Annotated in this window: 14 protein-coding genes and 1 riboswitch; of the genes, 6 read left to right on the forward strand and 8 right to left on the reverse strand. The window is 47.8% G+C overall.

The genetic code is table 11. The annotated features are described in order from the left end of the window. Positions 1-12 precede the first annotated feature (12 nt). Both metH and hflX read right to left on the reverse strand, forming a co-directional pair. Positions 13-3,732 (reverse strand): methionine synthase, encoded by a 3,720-nt coding sequence (metH, locus tag AC1DYT_RS14255; RefSeq protein ID WP_477470249.1) that lies wholly within the window; start codon positions 3,730-3,732, stop codon positions 13-15. A gap of 137 nt (positions 3,733-3,869) precedes the next feature. Then, a riboswitch (SAM riboswitch) is annotated at positions 3,870-3,980 on the reverse strand. Between the two features lie 115 nt (positions 3,981-4,095). Further along, the gene (hflX, locus tag AC1DYT_RS14260) at positions 4,096-5,280 is read right to left on the reverse strand and encodes a GTPase HflX (protein ID WP_477470250.1); all 1,185 of its coding nucleotides are present in this window, start codon (positions 5,278-5,280) and stop codon (positions 4,096-4,098) included. A gap of 252 nt (positions 5,281-5,532) precedes the next feature. On the opposite strand from hflX, the gene AC1DYT_RS14265 reads away from it, so the two are divergent. Together AC1DYT_RS14265 and AC1DYT_RS14270 are read left to right on the forward strand one after the other, a co-directional pair. Next, a complete protein-coding gene (locus AC1DYT_RS14265) occupies positions 5,533-5,775 on the forward strand; it encodes a DUF433 domain-containing protein (RefSeq protein ID WP_477470251.1) in 243 nt (80 codons plus the stop codon). Beyond that, a complete protein-coding gene (locus tag AC1DYT_RS14270) occupies positions 5,765-6,118 on the forward strand; it encodes a DUF5615 family PIN-like protein (RefSeq protein ID WP_477470252.1) in 354 nt (117 codons plus the stop codon). The genes AC1DYT_RS14265 and AC1DYT_RS14270 overlap by 11 nt, the downstream gene beginning before the upstream one ends. A gap of 7 nt (positions 6,119-6,125) precedes the next feature. Here the strand turns inward: AC1DYT_RS14270 and AC1DYT_RS14275 are convergent, their stop codons facing one another. The 5 genes from AC1DYT_RS14275 to AC1DYT_RS14295 all read right to left on the reverse strand — a co-directional run bounded on the left by AC1DYT_RS14275 (position 6,126) and on the right by AC1DYT_RS14295 (position 11,174). Beyond that, complete coding sequence (locus AC1DYT_RS14275) at positions 6,126-7,547, reverse strand: ATP-dependent DNA helicase (RefSeq protein WP_477470253.1); 1,422 nt, start codon at positions 7,545-7,547, stop codon at positions 6,126-6,128. 58 nt (positions 7,548-7,605) lie between these two features. Beyond that, positions 7,606-8,388 carry an indole-3-glycerol phosphate synthase TrpC gene (gene trpC / locus AC1DYT_RS14280; RefSeq protein ID WP_477470254.1) on the reverse strand — a complete coding sequence of 261 codons (783 nt, stop codon included), beginning with the start codon at positions 8,386-8,388 and terminating at the stop codon, positions 7,606-7,608. Positions 8,389-8,453: 65 nt separating this feature from the next. Next, positions 8,454-9,023: an anthranilate synthase component II gene (locus AC1DYT_RS14285; RefSeq protein ID WP_477470255.1), complete on the reverse strand. Its 570-nt coding sequence runs from the start codon at positions 9,021-9,023 to the stop codon at positions 8,454-8,456. 84 nt (positions 9,024-9,107) lie between these two features. Beyond that, on the reverse strand, positions 9,108-10,517 hold the full coding sequence (locus tag AC1DYT_RS14290) for an anthranilate synthase component I family protein (RefSeq protein WP_477470256.1): 1,410 nt from the start codon (positions 10,515-10,517) through the stop codon (positions 9,108-9,110). A gap of 210 nt (positions 10,518-10,727) precedes the next feature. Then, entirely contained in the window at positions 10,728-11,174 is a 447-nt protein-coding gene (locus tag AC1DYT_RS14295) for a cytochrome B (protein WP_477470257.1), read from the reverse strand. 237 nt (positions 11,175-11,411) lie between these two features. Between AC1DYT_RS14295 and AC1DYT_RS14300 the strand changes: the two genes are divergently transcribed. Then, positions 11,412-11,960, forward strand: coding sequence for a hypothetical protein (locus AC1DYT_RS14300; protein ID WP_477470258.1), 549 nt, complete (start codon positions 11,412-11,414; stop codon positions 11,958-11,960). Positions 11,961-11,997: 37 nt separating this feature from the next. Here the strand turns inward: AC1DYT_RS14300 and AC1DYT_RS14305 are convergent, their stop codons facing one another. Next, positions 11,998-13,191, reverse strand: a complete 1,194-nt coding sequence (locus AC1DYT_RS14305) for an anhydro-N-acetylmuramic acid kinase (protein WP_477470259.1) — start codon at positions 13,189-13,191, stop codon at positions 11,998-12,000. Between the two features lie 118 nt (positions 13,192-13,309). Between AC1DYT_RS14305 and AC1DYT_RS14310 the strand changes: the two genes are divergently transcribed. From AC1DYT_RS14310 to AC1DYT_RS14320, 3 genes are all read left to right on the forward strand, one after another. Beyond that, a complete protein-coding gene (locus AC1DYT_RS14310; protein ID WP_477470260.1) occupies positions 13,310-15,229 on the forward strand; it encodes a glucosamine-6-phosphate deaminase in 1,920 nt (639 codons plus the stop codon). 327 nt (positions 15,230-15,556) lie between these two features. Beyond that, positions 15,557-16,666, forward strand: a complete 1,110-nt coding sequence (locus tag AC1DYT_RS14315) for an acyltransferase family protein (protein WP_477470261.1) — start codon at positions 15,557-15,559, stop codon at positions 16,664-16,666. A 2-nt stretch (positions 16,667-16,668) separates the two neighbouring features. Continuing rightward, positions 16,669-17,130, forward strand: coding sequence for a DUF2059 domain-containing protein (locus AC1DYT_RS14320; RefSeq protein ID WP_477470262.1), 462 nt, complete (start codon positions 16,669-16,671; stop codon positions 17,128-17,130). Positions 17,131-17,136: the final 6 nt, after the last annotated feature.

A 17,136-nucleotide genomic window follows, 5' to 3' on the forward strand; every position in this document is an offset into this window, starting at 1 on the left:
GGGGCTGGGGGGCTAATAATTTATATTCGGCCCCAGCCATCTTTCTACATCTTCCAGCGGCATGTTCTTCCTAACCGCGTAATCCTCCACCTGGTCCTTACTGATTTTACCAAGCCCAAAATACCTTGCCTGTGGATGCGCAAAGTAGAAACCGCTTACCGATGCTGCCGGCGTCATGGCCAGGCTTTCGGTGAGGTGCATTTGGGCATTGTCCTCGGCTTTCAGTATCTCAAACAAAGTGGTTTTCTCGGTATGGTCCGGGCAGGCGGGATATCCCGGTGCCGGGCGTATGCCCTGGTATTCTTCTTTGATCAGTTCGTCGGTGTCCAGTTGCTCGCCTTTGCTGTAGCCCCAGTACTCTTTACGCACCAGTTCGTGCATTTTTTCGGCGAAGGCTTCGGCAAGGCGGTCGGCGAGGGCCTTGGCCATAATACTGTTATAATCGTCGTGGTCGGCCTCAAACTCGGCAACCAGTTCATCGCAGCCTATGCCGGTGGTTACGGCAAAGCCCCCCCAATAATCGGGCACGCCACTCTCTTTTGGCGCAATAAAATCCGAGAGTGCATAGTAGGGCTCGTTTTTCGCCTTCTCTGCCTGCTGGCGCAATGTATGGATGCGGGTTAGCAAGGTTGTGCGGGTATCGTCAGTATAAATTTCGATATCATCGCCCACGCTGTTTGCGGGCCAGAAGCCGATAACGCCGTTTGCGTGCAGCAGTTTGTTATCAACAATACGCTTCAACAGCACCTGCGCATCGTCGAATAGTTTTTTCGCTTCGATGCCTACGTACTTGTCATTAAATATTTTGGGGTAGCTGCCGCGCAGTTCCCAGGTGTGGAAGAATGGGGTCCAATCGATATAGGGCACCAATTCCTCCAGCGGGTAGTCCTCAAAAACCTTGGTGCCGGTAATGGCTGGTTTTGGCGCTACATCGCCATCCAGACTGATCTGGAATTTACCGGCGCGGGCTTCCTCTATGCTGATAAAACGTTTATCGTTCTTTTTATTGGCGTGGGCTTCGCGGGCTTTTTCGTATTCGTCTTTAATCCCTTGGATGTAGGCATCGCGGTTATCCCGGTTCATCAGGCTGCTGCAAACCGTTACGCTACGCGATGCATCCAAAACGTGAATAGCCGGACCTGAATAGTTTGGCGCAACCTTAACCGCCGCATGTATACGCGAGGTTGTTGCACCGCCGATAATCAGCGGGATGGTGAATCCTTGTCGCTCCATCTCTTTGGCAAAATGCACCATCTCATCCAGCGATGGGGTTATCAGGCCACTTAGCCCGATGATATCTACATCCTGCTTTTTTGCTTCCTCAATAATGCGCTGGGCTGGCACCATCACCCCAAGATCTATCACCTCGAAGTTGTTACAGGCCAGCACCACACCTACGATGTTTTTGCCGATATCGTGCACATCGCCTTTTACGGTGGCCATCAATATTTTGCCTGCATTGGCGCGACTGCCGCTGCTATCTTCACCTGCATCTATCACGCGCTGTTTTTCCAGTTCGATAAAAGGCAGCAGGTAAGCCACGGCCTTCTTCATCACACGGGCCGATTTTACCACCTGTGGCAGAAACATTTTTCCGGCACCGAACAAATCGCCCACCACGTTCATGCCATCCATCAGCGGGCCTTCAATCACCTCCAACGGCTTGGCAAATTTCTGTCGGGCTTCTTCCACATCTTCATCCAGGTATTCGATGATACCTTTTACAAGGGCATGCGACAAGCGCTGTTCCACCGGTTCTTTACGCCATTCCTCATCGCGTACGATCTCTTTGCCCTTACTTTTGATGGTATCGGCAAATTCAACAAGACGCTCGGTGGCGTCATCGCGGCGGTTAAGGAGTACGTCTTCTACCAGTTCCAATAAGTTTTTGGGGATCTGCTCGTAAACTTCCAGCATACCGGCGTTTACGATACCCATATCCAACCCGGCCTTAATGGCGTGGTATAGGAATGCCGAGTGCATGGCCTCGCGAACGGTGTTGTTCCCTCTAAAGGAGAACGATATATTACTTACCCCGCCGCTTACTTTGGCGTAAGGTAGGTTTTGTTTTATCCAGCGGGTAGCTTCAATAAAGTCTACTGCATAGTTGTTATGCTCTTCAAGCCCGGTTGCGACGGTCAGGATATTCGGGTCGAAAATAATATCCTGCGGCGGGAAACCTACCTCATCTACCAAAATACGGTAGCTGCGCTCACAGATTTCTTTACGACGCTCTAAGGAGTCGGCCTGGCCTGTTTCATCAAAAGCCATTACTACCGCAGCAGCGCCATAGCTTAATATTTTGCGGGCATATTCCTTAAACTTTTCTTCGCCTTCTTTCAGCGAGATGGAGTTTACGATACCCTTTCCCTGTAAGCATTTCAAGCCGGCTTCGATCACTGTCCATTTACTGGAGTCGATCATGATTGGCAGTTTGGCGATATCCGGTTCAGACGCCACGAGATTCAGGAATTTCACCATTACGGCCTCGGAATCGATCATCCCCTCATCCATGTTAATGTCGATCACCTGCGCGCCGCCTTCTACCTGCTGCAGGGCAACAGTTAGGGCAGCCTCGTAATCTTCGGCAAGGATGAGTTTAGAGAATTTTGGCGACCCAGTGATATTGGTACGCTCGCCGATGTTTACGAAGTTGGTTTCGGGTGTAAGGGTAACGGATTCTAAACCGCTCAAACGCAGGAATGGCGCAATCTCCGGCTTCTTTCGTGGCTGATGCCTGGCAGCTTTTTCGGCGATGCATTGAATATGATCTGGTGTGGTGCCGCAACAACCACCAACGATATTAACCAGCCCAGCCTTGATGAAATCATCAACCTGGTGGGCAGTTTCGTGCGGGGTTTCGTCGTAAGCGCCAAATTCGTTTGGCAAACCTGCGTTAGGGTAAGCGGAAATATAAACGCCTGCCTTTTCGGATAGTTCCTCCAAATGCGGCCTCATTTCGCGGGCACCCAAAGCGCAGTTCAAACCAACAGAAAGCAAGTTTGCGTGACTTATAGAATTCCAGAAAGCCTCCACCGTTTGGCCCGAAAGCGTGCGGCCCGATGCATCGGTAATGGTACCGGAGATCATCACGCCGCCGGTGTCCCTAAAAGCAGGGTAATCTTTGCCGGCTTCCTTGCATTCTTTTTTATAACGGTCGATGGCAAACAGGGCTGCCTTCGCGTTCAGGGTATCAAAAATGGTTTCTACCAGCAGCACGTCCGATCCGCCATCAACCAAACCACGTACCTGCTCGTAATAAGCCTCAGCCAAATCATCAAAAGTAACGGCACGGTAACCCGGGTCGTTTACGTCCGGTGAAAGTGATGCTGTGCGGTTTGTTGGCCCCACAGCACCTGCCACAAAGCGTGGCTTTGCCGGGTTTTTGGCCGTATATTCATCAGCTACTTCGCGGGCTATACGGGCACCTTCGTAGCTTAATTCATAATCAAGCTCTTCGAGGTGGTAATCCGCAAGCGATATCTTTTGTGTGCTGAAGGTATTGGTTTCGATAATATCCGCGCCGGCATCCAAATATTCGGCATGGATAGCCTTGATCACATCCGGGCGGGTGATGTTCAGCAGGTCGTTATTGCCTTTCAGGTCGGATGCATGATCGCGGAAACGCTCGCCGCGGAAATCCTCCTCGGTGAGTTCGTACCGCTGTATCATGGTGCCCATTGCCCCATCAATAACCAGGATGCGTTTTTCTAGTTCTTTTCTAATGTCCATTGTAAACAGTTGGCAGTTGCCGGTTAGCAGTAGGCAGTTATGAAATTTACCGCATAGCAAAACTGCTAACTGTAAACTGATTACTGCAAACTGGTATATAGCTTATCTCGAAAAGTCAGGGTATAAAAAATGACTTTCGCTTATCTTTCCTAACCGATTTTCTCCCGGTTAAGTAGAATGTAGCACCTTGTAAGCACAGGTTGCCAAGACATCGCAGGGTCTAATCCCTCCGCCTTTCTCCATAAGCATTACAAATATGAATATTAATGTTGTAATGTGCAAGGCTGCGCAAGTATGGGGAGATAAAGTTGCCCTACGGCAACTTTATCTCCCCGGAAGGCCGATGAAATGGCCGTTTTGGGGTTAATACAGCAAATGATCGTAGGGGTATCGTTCCGTATGCATCGTTTTTACGGCATCGTAAAGCATGGTGCGGAACTCTTCCAGGTTTTCTTTTTGGGTGGCCGAAATAAATATCGCAGGCGCATTGTTCTTGGCCATCCAACTGTGGTTGAAATCGTCCATCGTAAGTGGGGTATCCTTGATGTCGATATTATGGTCGGCAGGGTTAAAGGCATCGATCTTATTGAACACCGTGATAGTTTTTTTATCCAGCACCTTCAAATCCTTCAGCGTTTCGTTTACGGTACGTATCTGGTCCTCAAACGTCGGGTGCGAAATATCTACCACGTGTATCAATATATCCGCCTCGCGCACCTCATCCAGGGTAGATTTAAAGCACTCTACCAAATGATGTGGCAGCTTGCGGATGAATCCTACGGTATCTGATAGTAAAAACGGCACATTCTCTATCACCACTTTGCGCACGGTAGTATCCAGCGTGGCAAACAGCTTGTTTTCGGCAAAAACTTCAGATTTTGCCAGCATATTCATGATGGTCGACTTACCTACATTGGTATAACCTACCAAAGCCACGCGTATTAAAGCCTGGCGGTTCTTGCGCTGGGTTTCGTTCTGTCGGTCGATAAGCTTTAGGCGCTCTTTCAGCAGGGAAATCTTATTCAGGATTAAACGCCTGTCGGTCTCTATCTGGCTCTCGCCCGGGCCACGCATACCAATACCGCCCTTTTGGCGCTCTAAGTGCGTCCATAAACGTGTTAAGCGTGGCAGTAAATATTGCAGCTGAGCGAGCTCAACCTGGGTTTTGGCTTGCGCCGTTTGTGCGCGACTTGCAAAAATATCCAGGATAAGGTTGCTACGGTCGAGTATCTTCACCTGTAGTTCGCGTTCGATGTTGCGCATTTGCGATGGCGTAAGCTCATCATCAAACACCACGATGTCTATTTCTTCGGCAACAACATATTCTTTTATTTCTTCCAGCTTACCGGTACCCACAAAGGTGGAACGTTCCGGCCGCTGTAATTTTTGGGTAAAGGTTTTCACGGTGAGGCCGCCGGCGGTGGCAACCAAAAACTCCAATTCTTCTAAGTATTCTTTTTCGCGTGCTTCCGTTTCGTTGGGGGTAATCACCCCAACCAGCACAACTTTCTCCTGCTTCACAGCAGTATCATAAAATTTCTGTTTCATAAATAAAAATTAAAGATACGCGGATTTACGCATTAATGCGCGCAGCGTATTCGATAAAACAATAGTAGGCCAGCTTATTTTTGCCGGCAATCAGATTCATCGATTAAACGATGAATGGCGTGGAGTGTTTGAGGATTACATTTTTTAGCAGTAGTGCAGCAAATATAATGTTTTTGCGGGGAAGATGAAATGGGATAACGGATATTCAGGTTGGTATTGTGTTTGTTATGGAAGTTTGCTTAACTTTAAATCATGAATGATATCCAACAAGCCTTGCTTGGCCGCATTACTTTTATCCCTGATTTGCTTAGCGGAAAGCCGACTATCCGGGGAATGCGTTTTCCGGTGAGTGATATTTTGGAGTTGCTTTCATCTGGATTATCTGATGCGGAAATCTTAGAGCAACATCCTATTTTAGAAAAAGAAGATATTAAGGCAGCACTGTTCTATGCTTCATTGAAAATAAAAAACACTGTTGTCATACATGCCGCCTGAGCAATGGGAAATTTGGTTAGACACGCAGATTTCACCAATTATTGCAAAATGGATGAATGAATACACTGGCTATGTTGTAAAATCATCCTATAGCCTAAATTTACACTTCCTCACGGATAGTGAGATTTACCACCGAGCAAAAACGGCCGGTAATGTCATTTTGGTTTCTAAAGATGCAGACTTCCCCATCCTAATTACCCGTCTCGGAGCACCACCTAAATTAATAAACATCAAAATAGGAAATTGCGACAACCGTACACTGTGGGCTTTCCTTAAGCCTAATATCTTCAGCGCCATCGATATCTGTGTATTATCGGATGTTGAAATAGTTGAATTGGAGTAGACCTATTCTATACCACCCACCAGTGTTTTACTAAGTGCAATTCCTTTCGGGCACGGGTTACTGCCGTGTACCACCATTTGCAGAGGCTGGCAGGAGGCATCCTAAACATGGTATTATTTTCATTATCCAGGAAAAGATAGACGTTATTCCATTCACCGCCTTGTGCTTTATGACAAGTTACCGCATAGCCATAAGTAGCTTTTAAGCAGTTATAATAATCATCTCCCAACATCGCTTCCCGGTATTCTTCACTTTTAGAGGATATCCCTTTTTCGCGCATGCGGCTATGGAAATCAACCATCAGTTCCTTTGTTTGATCTTTAGTCAGGCTACCATTTATGCTTTTGAGCGCATTAACCGAGAGCTGCATTTTAAACTCCGTATCAGACAGGAAAGTCCGCACTGTAACTCTCTGAAATTTGAGCCCGCCCCGCCAGGTAACCTCGCCCAAGGCGGTTACGGTTACAAAATCACCGTTTGTTAACGGCACCTTATGGTTGTTTTGAGTTACTAATAATACTTCGCCTGTTTGCAAGTCTAAATTCGCATCGCCGAGCAATTTCTTCCGCATAAAACGATTGATTTCATGCACTCTTAGATTGGTTCGAGCTATTGCAAGCGTTTCTGTCGGGCCTGTTTCGGTGTATTTTTCGAAATACCTATCCAGTTGTTCGTCATCGTTAGGGTGCAGTTTTACGTTGTTAAGATTAGAAGCCGGGAGTTTGGGATATAATTCAAAAATGCCGCTATCATGCATATCGCGGATGTCGGCGGCGAGCTTTAATATGTCGTTACCACTGTCGGTCCGCTCAATTTTCGATAACGTGACGGATACAACTACCTTATTTTGGCTGTTTAACCAGTTTTTATCAAGTGCCGGACTAAAGGGCTGGCCTATGGGCGGCAGCTGGCATGGGTCGCCCACAAAAATAATCTTATTATTGCCCGCCACCTCAAACAGGTCGTCTAAAAGCACACCCGAACCAAAAGTGGCGGGCATGGATTCACTTTCCTGAAATTCACCCGAAAGCATGGATGACTCATCGACAATATAAAGTCGTTTTTTATTGTCGGCAATACGTGTATTAAACTGCATAGAAAGCTGGGCAGAGTTGCTTGCAGTTGCCCCCGATGGATTATCATCAAGCCCGTTTACACCAATAAAGTTATAGAGTTCGCTATGTACTGTGCGTGCGGTAAAACCGGTTTTCCCTTTGAGTACCGTGGCGGCACGGCCGGTAGAAGCTAACAGGCAAAACTCTTCCTTATCTTCCTTCAGCTTTTTAGCGAGGGCCTGCATCAGGTAGGTTTTGCCGGTCCCCGCATACCCCTTCAATACAAAGACGTTTATAGATGGATGCGCCAGGAACTTCTTTATTGCAGTAAAGGCAGCCTTTTGGTCGGCATTAAAGTTCAGGTTATCGGCCATACAATTACTAAATTATTGAATTAATCAGCAATTAAATAGTGGCAGCATATTTTGTTAATCACAACCCCTTCACAAATTCCTGCATCGCCTTACCCGGGTCTGCCTGTTTCATAAAGTTTTCGCCGATAAGGAAGCCCTGGAAGCCTACCTTTTTCAAATCTTTGATGGTTTGCGTATCGCTGATGGCGCTTTCAGAGATTTTTAAAAACTCGTTGGGGATATGGTCCACCAGGTCGTATGAGTTTTGTACCGATACGGTAAAATCGGCCAGGTTACGGTTGTTTACGCCAATAGCATCCAGATTGGTATCTATGCTGCGTTCCAGTTCTTCCAGGTTGTGCACTTCCAGCAGCACATTCAGCTCCAGGCTTTTGGCAAGGGCAGCTAATTTTTTTATTTCTGCAGGAGTGAGGATGGCTGCTATCAGCAAGATGATATCGGCACCAAGGGCTTTTGCCTCTACGATCTGGTACTCATCTATCATGAAATCCTTACGCAACACCGGGATGGTATTGGCGCGGCGGGCACGCTTTAAATCCAGCTTTCGGCCGCCGAAGAAGTTGCGATCGGTAAGTACCGACAGCGCCGAAGCACCTGCATCGGCGTAATCTTTTGTTACTTCTTTTACCAGCGCTTCATCATTAATAATGCCTTTTGATGGCGACTTACGTTTAAACTCGGCAATGATACCCGTACGCTCGGGCGCCAATAAAAAATCTTTAAAAGAATACGTTTCCCGGTGGAAATATTCAGATTCCTCCAGTTCGATGTAAGTGGTTTCGCGCTTGTCGCGGGCCACTTCCCTTTTTTTGTATGCTACTATTTTATCGAGTATGTTCATGAGCCCCCCAGCCCCCTAAAGGGGGAGTTTTTGATTTGCGTACTTAAAGCACGCAATTTAAGCATTTATCCTTTTAACCAGTTCTCCATCATTTCCTTCCCATATTCGGTCAGTACCGATTCGGGGTGGAACTGTACGCCGCGAACATCGTATTCTTTATGCCTTAAAGCCATCACAGAGTTATCTTCCTCATCAATAGCGGTAACGGTAAGCACCTCCGGCAAATCCTTTTCTACTACCCAACTGTGGTAGCGGCCAACTTTAAAGCTTTCGGGGAGGCCCACGAAAAGCTGCTCGGTTTCGTCGGTAACCTTAATGGGCGTTGCTATACCATGCATTGGCTGCGGCAAATTGTATAATTTGCCGCCGAATACTTCTGCAATGGCCTGCTGGCCAAGGCACACGCCAAAAATGCTTTTGGTGGGCGCGTATTTTTCTATTACCTGTAATAGCAGCCCCGCTTCGGACGGTATGCCCGGCCCCGGCGACAGGATGATGTGGCTGTAGGCATTCACATCTGCTATATCAAACTGGTCGTTCCTCCAAACATCGCATTCCAGGCCAATTTCATTAACCAAATGCACCAGGTTATAGGTGAACGAATCGTAATTGTCTATTATTAATATATTGCTCATTGTCTGAACCTTGATTTATGGGATTAGAGGATTACCCTGATGCCCTTATGTTTTATCTAATCTTTATTCTACGGCCTCTAATCTCTAAATAGATTCCGCCACCTCAATCGCTTTCCGTAACGCGGCTATTTTATTATCTACTTCTTTCAGCTCGCTTTCTGCAACCGAGCCGGCTACTATGCCTGCGCCAGCCTGGTAGTGCAGGGTGTTGTTCTTGCTCAAGAATGAGCGTATCATGATGGCGTGGTTAAAATCGCCGTTAAAGCCGAAGAAACCGATGGCGCCACTGTAAAAGCTGCGTTTGGTTTTCTCGTTCTCATCTATAATTTCCATGGCCCGGTATTTTGGTGCGCCGCTTAGCGTGCCGGCCGGGAAGGTATCCGCTACGATTTTGAAGGAACTTACTCCGGGCTTCAGCTTGCCGCTTACATGCGATACCAGGTGGATGAGGTGCGAATAGTATTGTACTTCTTTAAAGGCCTTTACACTTACCTGTTCGCAATGGCGGCTCAGGTCGTTTCGGGCTAAATCTACCAACATTACGTGCTCTGCAGATTCCTTGGGGTCGGCTTCCAGCTGGCGGGCAATTTCGGCATCCTTTACATCATCACCGCTGCGTTTGAAAGTGCCGGCTATCGGGAAGATGCTGGCTACACGGTTCTTAACGGTAATCTGCGCCTCGGGCGATGACCCGAAGATCCTGAAATCGCCAAAATCGAAATAGAACAAATACGGCGACGGGTTGATCGAACGCAACGCACGGTACACGTTGAATTCATCGCCCAAAAACTTGCGCGAAAACGCCCGCGACGGTACGATCTGGAACACATCGCCACGATAGATGTGCGTTTTCATCTTTTCTACAATGGCGATGAACTCCTCGTTGGTCAAATTCGATTGCTCGGCTTCCTTGCTCTCGAAAGTGTACTCGGGGAAGTTTTTATTTTTGATAAGGTATTCGAGTTTCTCCAAACCGTTGGTTTCGGGCTGGCCTTCTACCTGGTTATGGAAAATGTATAGCTCGTTCTTGAAATGATCTACCGCTATAATGTAGCTGTAGATATGGTATTGCATCACCGGTATCTTCCGCGGATTGTCTGGTGTTACCTTTAGCTTAATGGTTTCGAAATGCTCTACCGCCTCATGCGTAAAGTAACCGAATAAACCATTAGAAAGAATTTTGGATGCCGACTTATCCGTCTCGAAACGGCTTAAAAAATTATTGATCTCGTCAGTTAATTCGAATGTGCCCGGTGCGCTTACTTCGGTGCTGCCATCCGGGAATTTCTTTTTCAGTTCGCCATCATCCAGCACAAAGCCGCTAATGGGGGCGCAGCAAATATAGCTCAGGCTGTTTTCGCGGCTGTGGTAATCCGAGCTTTCCAGCAGCAGCGAGTTGGGGAATACATCGCGCAGGCGCAGGTAAATGCTAACCGGCGTAGTGGTATCTGCAAGCAGCTTTTTATGTGTGGTATTTATTTTAAAAGTTGTCATTTTCAATAGCTTATTAAACGAAAAAACCCGACGAATTGGTGCTCGCCGGGTTTCAAAATAGGTTTATATTTGATTAGTAATGCATGTCAAAAACTATCCGGCTGCCAAAGTTTGTTTGGTGCCACCAATAGATATTGTTCAAAGTTTTTTTCATGATTGGGCAGCAAATTTATAAAGAAAATCGAAACTGCAAACTTTTTCTGTTCTTTTTTAATTACTCATGCCAAAAAAGGTGCGTTTGCTTTGCGCAATAGACACAACTATCACTATTATAGCCAATAAATAAAATATAGCGATGGTGCGGTGCTTGCTTACAGCGAGTATTTCTTTCTTGGATTTGGAGTGGCCGATGGTAATCAAAATGATGGCAAATATCATCATACTGATGTGCTCAACCGTCCAATAGCGGGCGGTGGCCTCGTGCATGGTTTCTTTGGCAAACTTTACAAAGGGGCTTTTGAAATACAGCACCAAGCCAATTAAAAGCTGTGTATGGGCCGATATCAAAGCAAACAGGTTAAGCTTGCGGTTGCCTTCGGTGTATTCTTTTTGGCCAAACCAGCCGGCTAACGATTGCAGTATGGCCAGCAATATCAATACCATTACGATGTACCTGAAGCCCGAGTGCAGCAGGAGGAGAAATTTGTATAAATCCATGGGATAAAAATTTTGTCCGAATATAAGGATAAAAGTTTTCGGATGCATTGCGGGTGTCTATTTAGCCGCAAAAACACCGGAGTTTTCCCGAGCTTTTTCGGTTTTTTTCTTTGCTTTTCTGTGCTTCGCTTATGGAATTACCTTTTTAACTGGAAACCAAATTTTCCCGTTAAAATCATTGGGTTGATGCCTTCACCAGTCGACGCAAAGCGTTACATTTATGGTGCTGATTAATTTATGGATTGCATTCCTTTCGACGTATTTATTCCCGATGAAAAAAAGTTCAGGCTCTCTACTGATGGGATTGTTTTGGGGTTGTTTGTTGCCGTAATTGCAACAAATTGGATAGCTGCAGATTTTGCGCCATTAGCCGCTTTCGGTGCTTTTGCTGCCTGTGTCTACTTTTTGATAGGGACTTTTTGGCGAAAGAAACCATTGGAAGGAACTATGGCCGGAACGATAAAATTCTGCAACAATAAAATAATGGTAAACGATGAAACCATTTCATTTGATGATATCGTGGAGATTGATTTTTTATTTTCAAATTATTATCGAAAACTTGAACCAAACGGACGAAGAAGTTTTAACCCGGTATTTTCGCAGGGGGTAGATAATTACGTTACCTATGTTGATAGAGCGGGCGACAAATACATCGTTAACTTCAGACTCAAAACCGAAGATGAACACTATGAATTAGTGCCTTTTGTTAACCAGGCTGTTAAAGCCGATAAGATGCCTGTCAGCAGAGCAACTGAACTTTTTGGTGATAAGAGCTTTTTCCTTTAATCATTGCAATGGGTTTGAAACCCATTGTTATGATTGATTATATTGGAAAACTAAACTTCCCCATCAAAACTTTCGGGTTATTGCCTATCGCCATCGGCTCTCCGCACAATGCTTCATTACCCAGCAACGCAAACAATATCGCTTCCTTGGCATCGGGGTTGATGCCTAATTCGCTGGTGTCGGCCAGAGCAATATTCGGCAAGGCTTTCTTAATATACTCAACCACAAACGGGTTCCTGGCACCGCCGCCGCTTGCGAATATCTTCATGCCGGCCGCATCGAAGTTGGAAGCGATGAACCGTACGATGCTTCGGCCGGTAAAGGCGCTTAAGGTAGCTACTAAATCCGCTTTGGGTAAGTTCAGGGTGCGGGTGGCTTGCTGTGCATCGGCTACAAAATTCAAATTGAAAAGCTCCGGGCCGGTGGTTTTTGGAAGGCTTTCGTTAAAGAATGGATGGTGCAGCAAGGCATCCAGCAACGGCTCGTTTACAGTACCCGAGTGGGCTATCGCCGAATCTTCATCGTAAGGCTTATCGAAGTATGCGCGGCAGGCAGCATCTATCAGTGTATTACCGGGGCCAATATCGCTGCACATTACCTTAGTATAGTCGGCATCGGCGGGCAAATAGGTGAGATTGGCAATGCCGCCAATATTCAGCAGTATCCGGTTCTCGCCGGGCTTACTGCCCAAAAGCACATCGCCATATAAGGCTAATGGCGCCCCCTCGCCGCCGGCGGCAATATGCTTTTGCCTGAAATCGCTGATGGTTAAGATGCCTGTTTTAACGGCTATATGGTCGGCATCGCCAATCTGCAGGGTCGCGTTGTTGTATTCGGCGTGCCCGTGCAAACGCTTTGGCGCATGATAAATAGTTTGGCCGTGACTGGCGATGAAGTCGACATCAGCCGGGGTAACGCCCCACTCCGCCAATGCCTGCAATATCAATTTCGCATGGAAACTGCCGATATAGGCATTCAGCAAGGTTACCTTTTCCAGGCTCGTTTGCTTTTGGGCAAACACCTGTTGCACTTCCTTTTTGAAATCTTCTTCATAAGGAATAGTGACGAAATTGACGAGCTTAAACTGCGTTTGCAGTCCGCTGCCGCTAAAGCTGCAAAGCGCAATATCCAGCCCATCCAGCGAGGTGCCCGACATCAAACCGATACCCAGCCGCTCCTCTTTTTGGGCAATGGCGAATAGTTTTTGCAGGTTTTGGTTCAATGGCGGCATATGTAATTTTCCGGTGGATGGGTGTACGCACAAATGTAAATTAAAATGTCCTGTATATAAATAACGTATATATTTGTTTCAACCCATTGTACACCAATTACCAACCTGAGCAATTTTTATGGCAAGATTAAATTTACTGGAAGAGACACGGTACGAGAAGCTGCCGGTTAGCGTTTATGCGGATCAGAAGACCGCCTCGCTGGCAGTAGCGGCAAGGATCGCAACTTTGATTCGCGGCAAGCAGGCTTTGGGGCAACAAACCGTTTTGGGTTTGGCCACCGGCGTTACGCCTATCGGCGTTTATGCCGAGCTCATCCGCCTGCATAAGGAAGAAGGACTGTCCTTTAAGGATGTCATCACCTTCAACCTGGACGAATACTACCCCATGAAGCCCGATGCCGCGCAGAGCTACGTCACTTTCATGAACGAGAACCTCTTCGACCATATCGATATCGACAAAAACCTGGTACACATTCCCGATGGCACATTGGCGCAGGAAGACGTAGCGGCTTTCTGTTTAGACTATGAACGCCAGTTGTCGGAATTAGGCGGGTTGGATTTGCAATTGCTGGGCATCGGCCGTACCGGCCACATCGGCTTCAACGAGCCGGGCTCTGCGCCTAACTCGGGTACGCGCCTGGTGACTTTGGATGATTTAACCCGCCGCGATGCTTCCCGCGATTTCGGGGGTAAGCAGAACGTGCCCACCAAAGCCATCACTATGGGCGTGGGTACTATCTTCAAGGCAAGGGAGATCATCCTGATGGCCTGGAGCGCCAAGAAAGCATCCATTATACGTAAGGCCGTAGAAGGCGAGATATCGGGCGACGTGCCCGCTACCTTCCTGCAACTATCCGACCATGTGGAGTTCGTTTTGGACGAAGGCGCGGCATCGGGTTTAACCCGCTTCGATACGCCCTGGTTGGTAAAGGATTGCGTTTGGGACAACAGTTTGAAGAAGAAAGCGGTTATCTGGCTATCCTGCACCGTAGGCAAGCCGATACTGAAGCTTACCGAAGAGGATTACAACAACCACGGCATGGCGCAACTGGCCGTTGAGCAGGGGCCTGTTTACGACATCAACATCGATATCTTCAACCAGATACAGCATACCATTACCGGCTGGCCGGGCGGCAAGCCGGGTGCAGACGATAGCCAACGCCCTGAGCGTGCAGAGCCTGCAAGGAAAAGGTCGATTGTCTTTTCTCCCCACCCGGACGATGATGTAATATCCATGGGCGGTACTTTCATCCGTTTGGTAGACCAGGGGCACGACGTGCACGTAGCTTACCAGACATCGGGCAATACCGCCGTATGGGACGATGATGTTTTACGCTACGTAGAGTTCGCCATCGATTTCAAAGAAAGCGTAGGTGAGGATGCATCCGAATTGAAGAAACTTTACAGCGAGATGCGCCACTTCATCGAGAACAAATTGCCTAACCAGATAGATACCCAGGAGATACGCAACGTGAAAGGCTTCATCCGCAAAACGGAAGCCATCGCGGGCGCAAGGTTCGCGGGCGTACCCGACAGCAATATCCATTTCCAGGCCCTGCCTTTCTACGAAACCGGCAAGACCAAGAAGAACGCCGTAGGCGAGGAAGATGTATTATTGACTATGGAACTGCTCCGGAAAGTAAAACCCCACCAGGTATTCGCCGCCGGCGACTTTGCCGACCCGAACGGTACGCATATCGTATGCTTCAACATCATCCTGGCTGCTTTAACCCGCCTCAAAGAAACCGAGGACTGGGTAAAAGATTGCTGGATGTGGCTCTACCGCGGCGCATGGCACGAGTTCGCTACCCACGAGATTGAGATGGCCGTGCCTTTGTCGCCTGCCGAGGTATTGCGCAAGCGCGATGCCATCTTCAAGCACCAAAGCCAAAAAGACCGCCCCGTGTTCCCCGGCGATGATGCCCGCGAGTTTTGGGTACGCGCCGAGGACCGCAACCGCGAGACTGCCGTTAATTACGACAAGCTCGGCATGGCCGAATATGCTGCCATGGAGGCTTTCGTGAGATATAAGTTTTAGACCGTTTTTACCGTAGCGACGCAATATTTTGCGTCGCTACCTTAACCACTGTGTCATTGAGCGATAGCGTGGCAACCTCATAGGACGCTCCGGCATGCAAAGTTTGCCACCTGTCCTATGAGGTTACTCCGTGCATTATAATGACAATGGGGTTAAAACAATATTTATTTGAGGCGCAAAATATTCCGCCTCTACTTTAAACCACCGTGTCATTGAGCGATAGCGCGGCAACCTCATAGGACACTCCGGCTGCAAAGTTTGCCACCTGTCCTATGAGGTTGCTTCGTGCCTCGCAATGACAAAGTTTATTAGATAGTTATAACATATATGACCACAGCCCTCAAATCCCCCCGTCTGCTTTCCCTGGATGTTTTCAGAGGAATTACGATAGCGACGATGATCCTCGTTAACGACCCCGGCGATTGGGGCCATATCTATGCCCCGCTGGAGCATTCTGTTTGGAACGGCTGTACGCCTACCGACCTGGTGTTCCCCTTCTTCCTGTTTATGGTTGGCGTATCCATCGTTTACGCCATGGAAAGCAGGAAAGTCTCGGGCGAGAACCAGTCGAAAATGATACTCACTGCCTTGCGCCGCATGGTGGTATTAATGCTTATAACCTGGTGCACCCAGGTTATCCTCCGCTGGAATTTCGATTTGAGCAAACTGCGCCTGCCGGGCGTACTGCCGCGCATCGCTTTGGTTTATTTTATATGTACCGTGCTATACCTTAAAACCTCGCAGAAAACCCGCGACTGGGTATTTGTTGCCGCGTTGGTAGGCTATTATTTATTAATGACATTCGTCCCCGTACCCGGCGTGGGTTACGCCAACCTGGAGCCTGAGACAAACCTTGGCGCGTGGATAGACCGCACGTTGCTCACCCCCGACCACCTTTGGCGCTCCTCCCGCACCTGGGACCCGGAAGGGTTGTTGGGTACTTTGCCCGCCATTGGTACAGGCCTGTTCGGCATACGTGTAGGCACCTGGCTAAAACGGAAGGACCGCGACGACAGCATAAAAGTGAGCTGGATGTTTGCCTATGGCGTTATCGCCGTATTGGTGGCCCTGGTTTGGGATCTGTTCTTCCCCATTAACAAAGCTTTGTGGACAAGCTCCTTCGTGCTGTACACCGGCGGGCTGGCAACCATTGGCCTGGCCCTTTGCTTTTGGCTGATAGATGTGCAGGGGCACAAGCGGTTTACGTACCCCTTCGTGGTATTTGGCACCAACGCTATAGCGGCTTACGTGCTGTCGGGCTTTATCCCGCATTATTATAACCTTATCAAATGGGATGATAAGAGCATCTACCAGCATTTATTCGTGCCGTATTTCTCGCCGGTAAATGCCTCGCTGCTGGGCGCTATTTTAATTGTAGTAATTCTTTGGCTGGTAATGTGGGTTTTTTATCTTCGGAAGATATTTATAAAGATCTAGTCATGAAATTCAAATTACTACTTGTGTTCGTTTTATTCTGCACCGCAGTTAAGGCACAAACTACCACTACTGTTACACCCGCGCAACTGAAAGCTGCCGAAGACGTATTATTGGCATCAAAGGCCGATGTACAATTTACTGCAGGCATCACTACCATGCTTAAACAAGCCAGTTCCTCCCTGCCAGAAGAGAAACGCGCCAAATTTATCGAAGTGATGAACAGCTTCGTGGCTAAATACATCAGTTGGGATGTGTTGAAAGACCAATTAGCTGCGATGTATGCACAGGAGTTTACTGAACAGGAACTCAAAAACCTGGCTGCGTTCTACCGCTCGCCCCTGGGCATAAAACTGAACCAAAAACAACCCGCGTTAATGGAAAAAGGCGCCGCTTTGGGCCAGCAAGCCGTACAAAGCCACCAGGCCGAACTGCAGCAGATGATGCAGGAAGCCTTTAAGGAATAATTATAA

The organism is Mucilaginibacter sp. P1_D10 (assembly GCF_056406215.1).

Bases quoted from the DNA above. Each gene is read 5' to 3' on its own strand.
- AC1DYT_RS14295 (WP_477470257.1), bottom strand. From the start codon at position 11,174: ATGGATTTATACAAATTTCTCCTCCTGCTGCACTCGGGCTTCAGGTAC.
- AC1DYT_RS14285 (WP_477470255.1), bottom strand. From the start codon at position 9,023: ATGAGCAATATATTAATAATAGACAATTACGATTCGTTCACCTATAAC.
- AC1DYT_RS14265 (WP_477470251.1), top strand. From the start codon at position 5,533: ATGAATGATATCCAACAAGCCTTGCTTGGCCGCATTACTTTTATCCCT.
- AC1DYT_RS14270 (WP_477470252.1), top strand. From the start codon at position 5,765: ATGCCGCCTGAGCAATGGGAAATTTGGTTAGACACGCAGATTTCACCA.
- AC1DYT_RS14290 (WP_477470256.1), bottom strand. From the start codon at position 10,517: ATGACAACTTTTAAAATAAATACCACACATAAAAAGCTGCTTGCAGAT.
- AC1DYT_RS14300 (WP_477470258.1), top strand. From the start codon at position 11,412: ATGGATTGCATTCCTTTCGACGTATTTATTCCCGATGAAAAAAAGTTC.
- AC1DYT_RS14315 (WP_477470261.1), top strand. From the start codon at position 15,557: ATGACCACAGCCCTCAAATCCCCCCGTCTGCTTTCCCTGGATGTTTTC.
- AC1DYT_RS14275 (WP_477470253.1), bottom strand. From the start codon at position 7,547: ATGGCCGATAACCTGAACTTTAATGCCGACCAAAAGGCTGCCTTTACT.
- trpC (WP_477470254.1), bottom strand. From the start codon at position 8,388: ATGAACATACTCGATAAAATAGTAGCATACAAAAAAAGGGAAGTGGCC.
- AC1DYT_RS14310 (WP_477470260.1), top strand. From the start codon at position 13,310: ATGGCAAGATTAAATTTACTGGAAGAGACACGGTACGAGAAGCTGCCG.
- AC1DYT_RS14320 (WP_477470262.1), top strand. From the start codon at position 16,669: ATGAAATTCAAATTACTACTTGTGTTCGTTTTATTCTGCACCGCAGTT.
- AC1DYT_RS14305 (WP_477470259.1), bottom strand. From the start codon at position 13,191: ATGCCGCCATTGAACCAAAACCTGCAAAAACTATTCGCCATTGCCCAA.
- hflX (WP_477470250.1), bottom strand. From the start codon at position 5,280: ATGAAACAGAAATTTTATGATACTGCTGTGAAGCAGGAGAAAGTTGTG.
- metH (WP_477470249.1), bottom strand. From the start codon at position 3,732: ATGGACATTAGAAAAGAACTAGAAAAACGCATCCTGGTTATTGATGGG.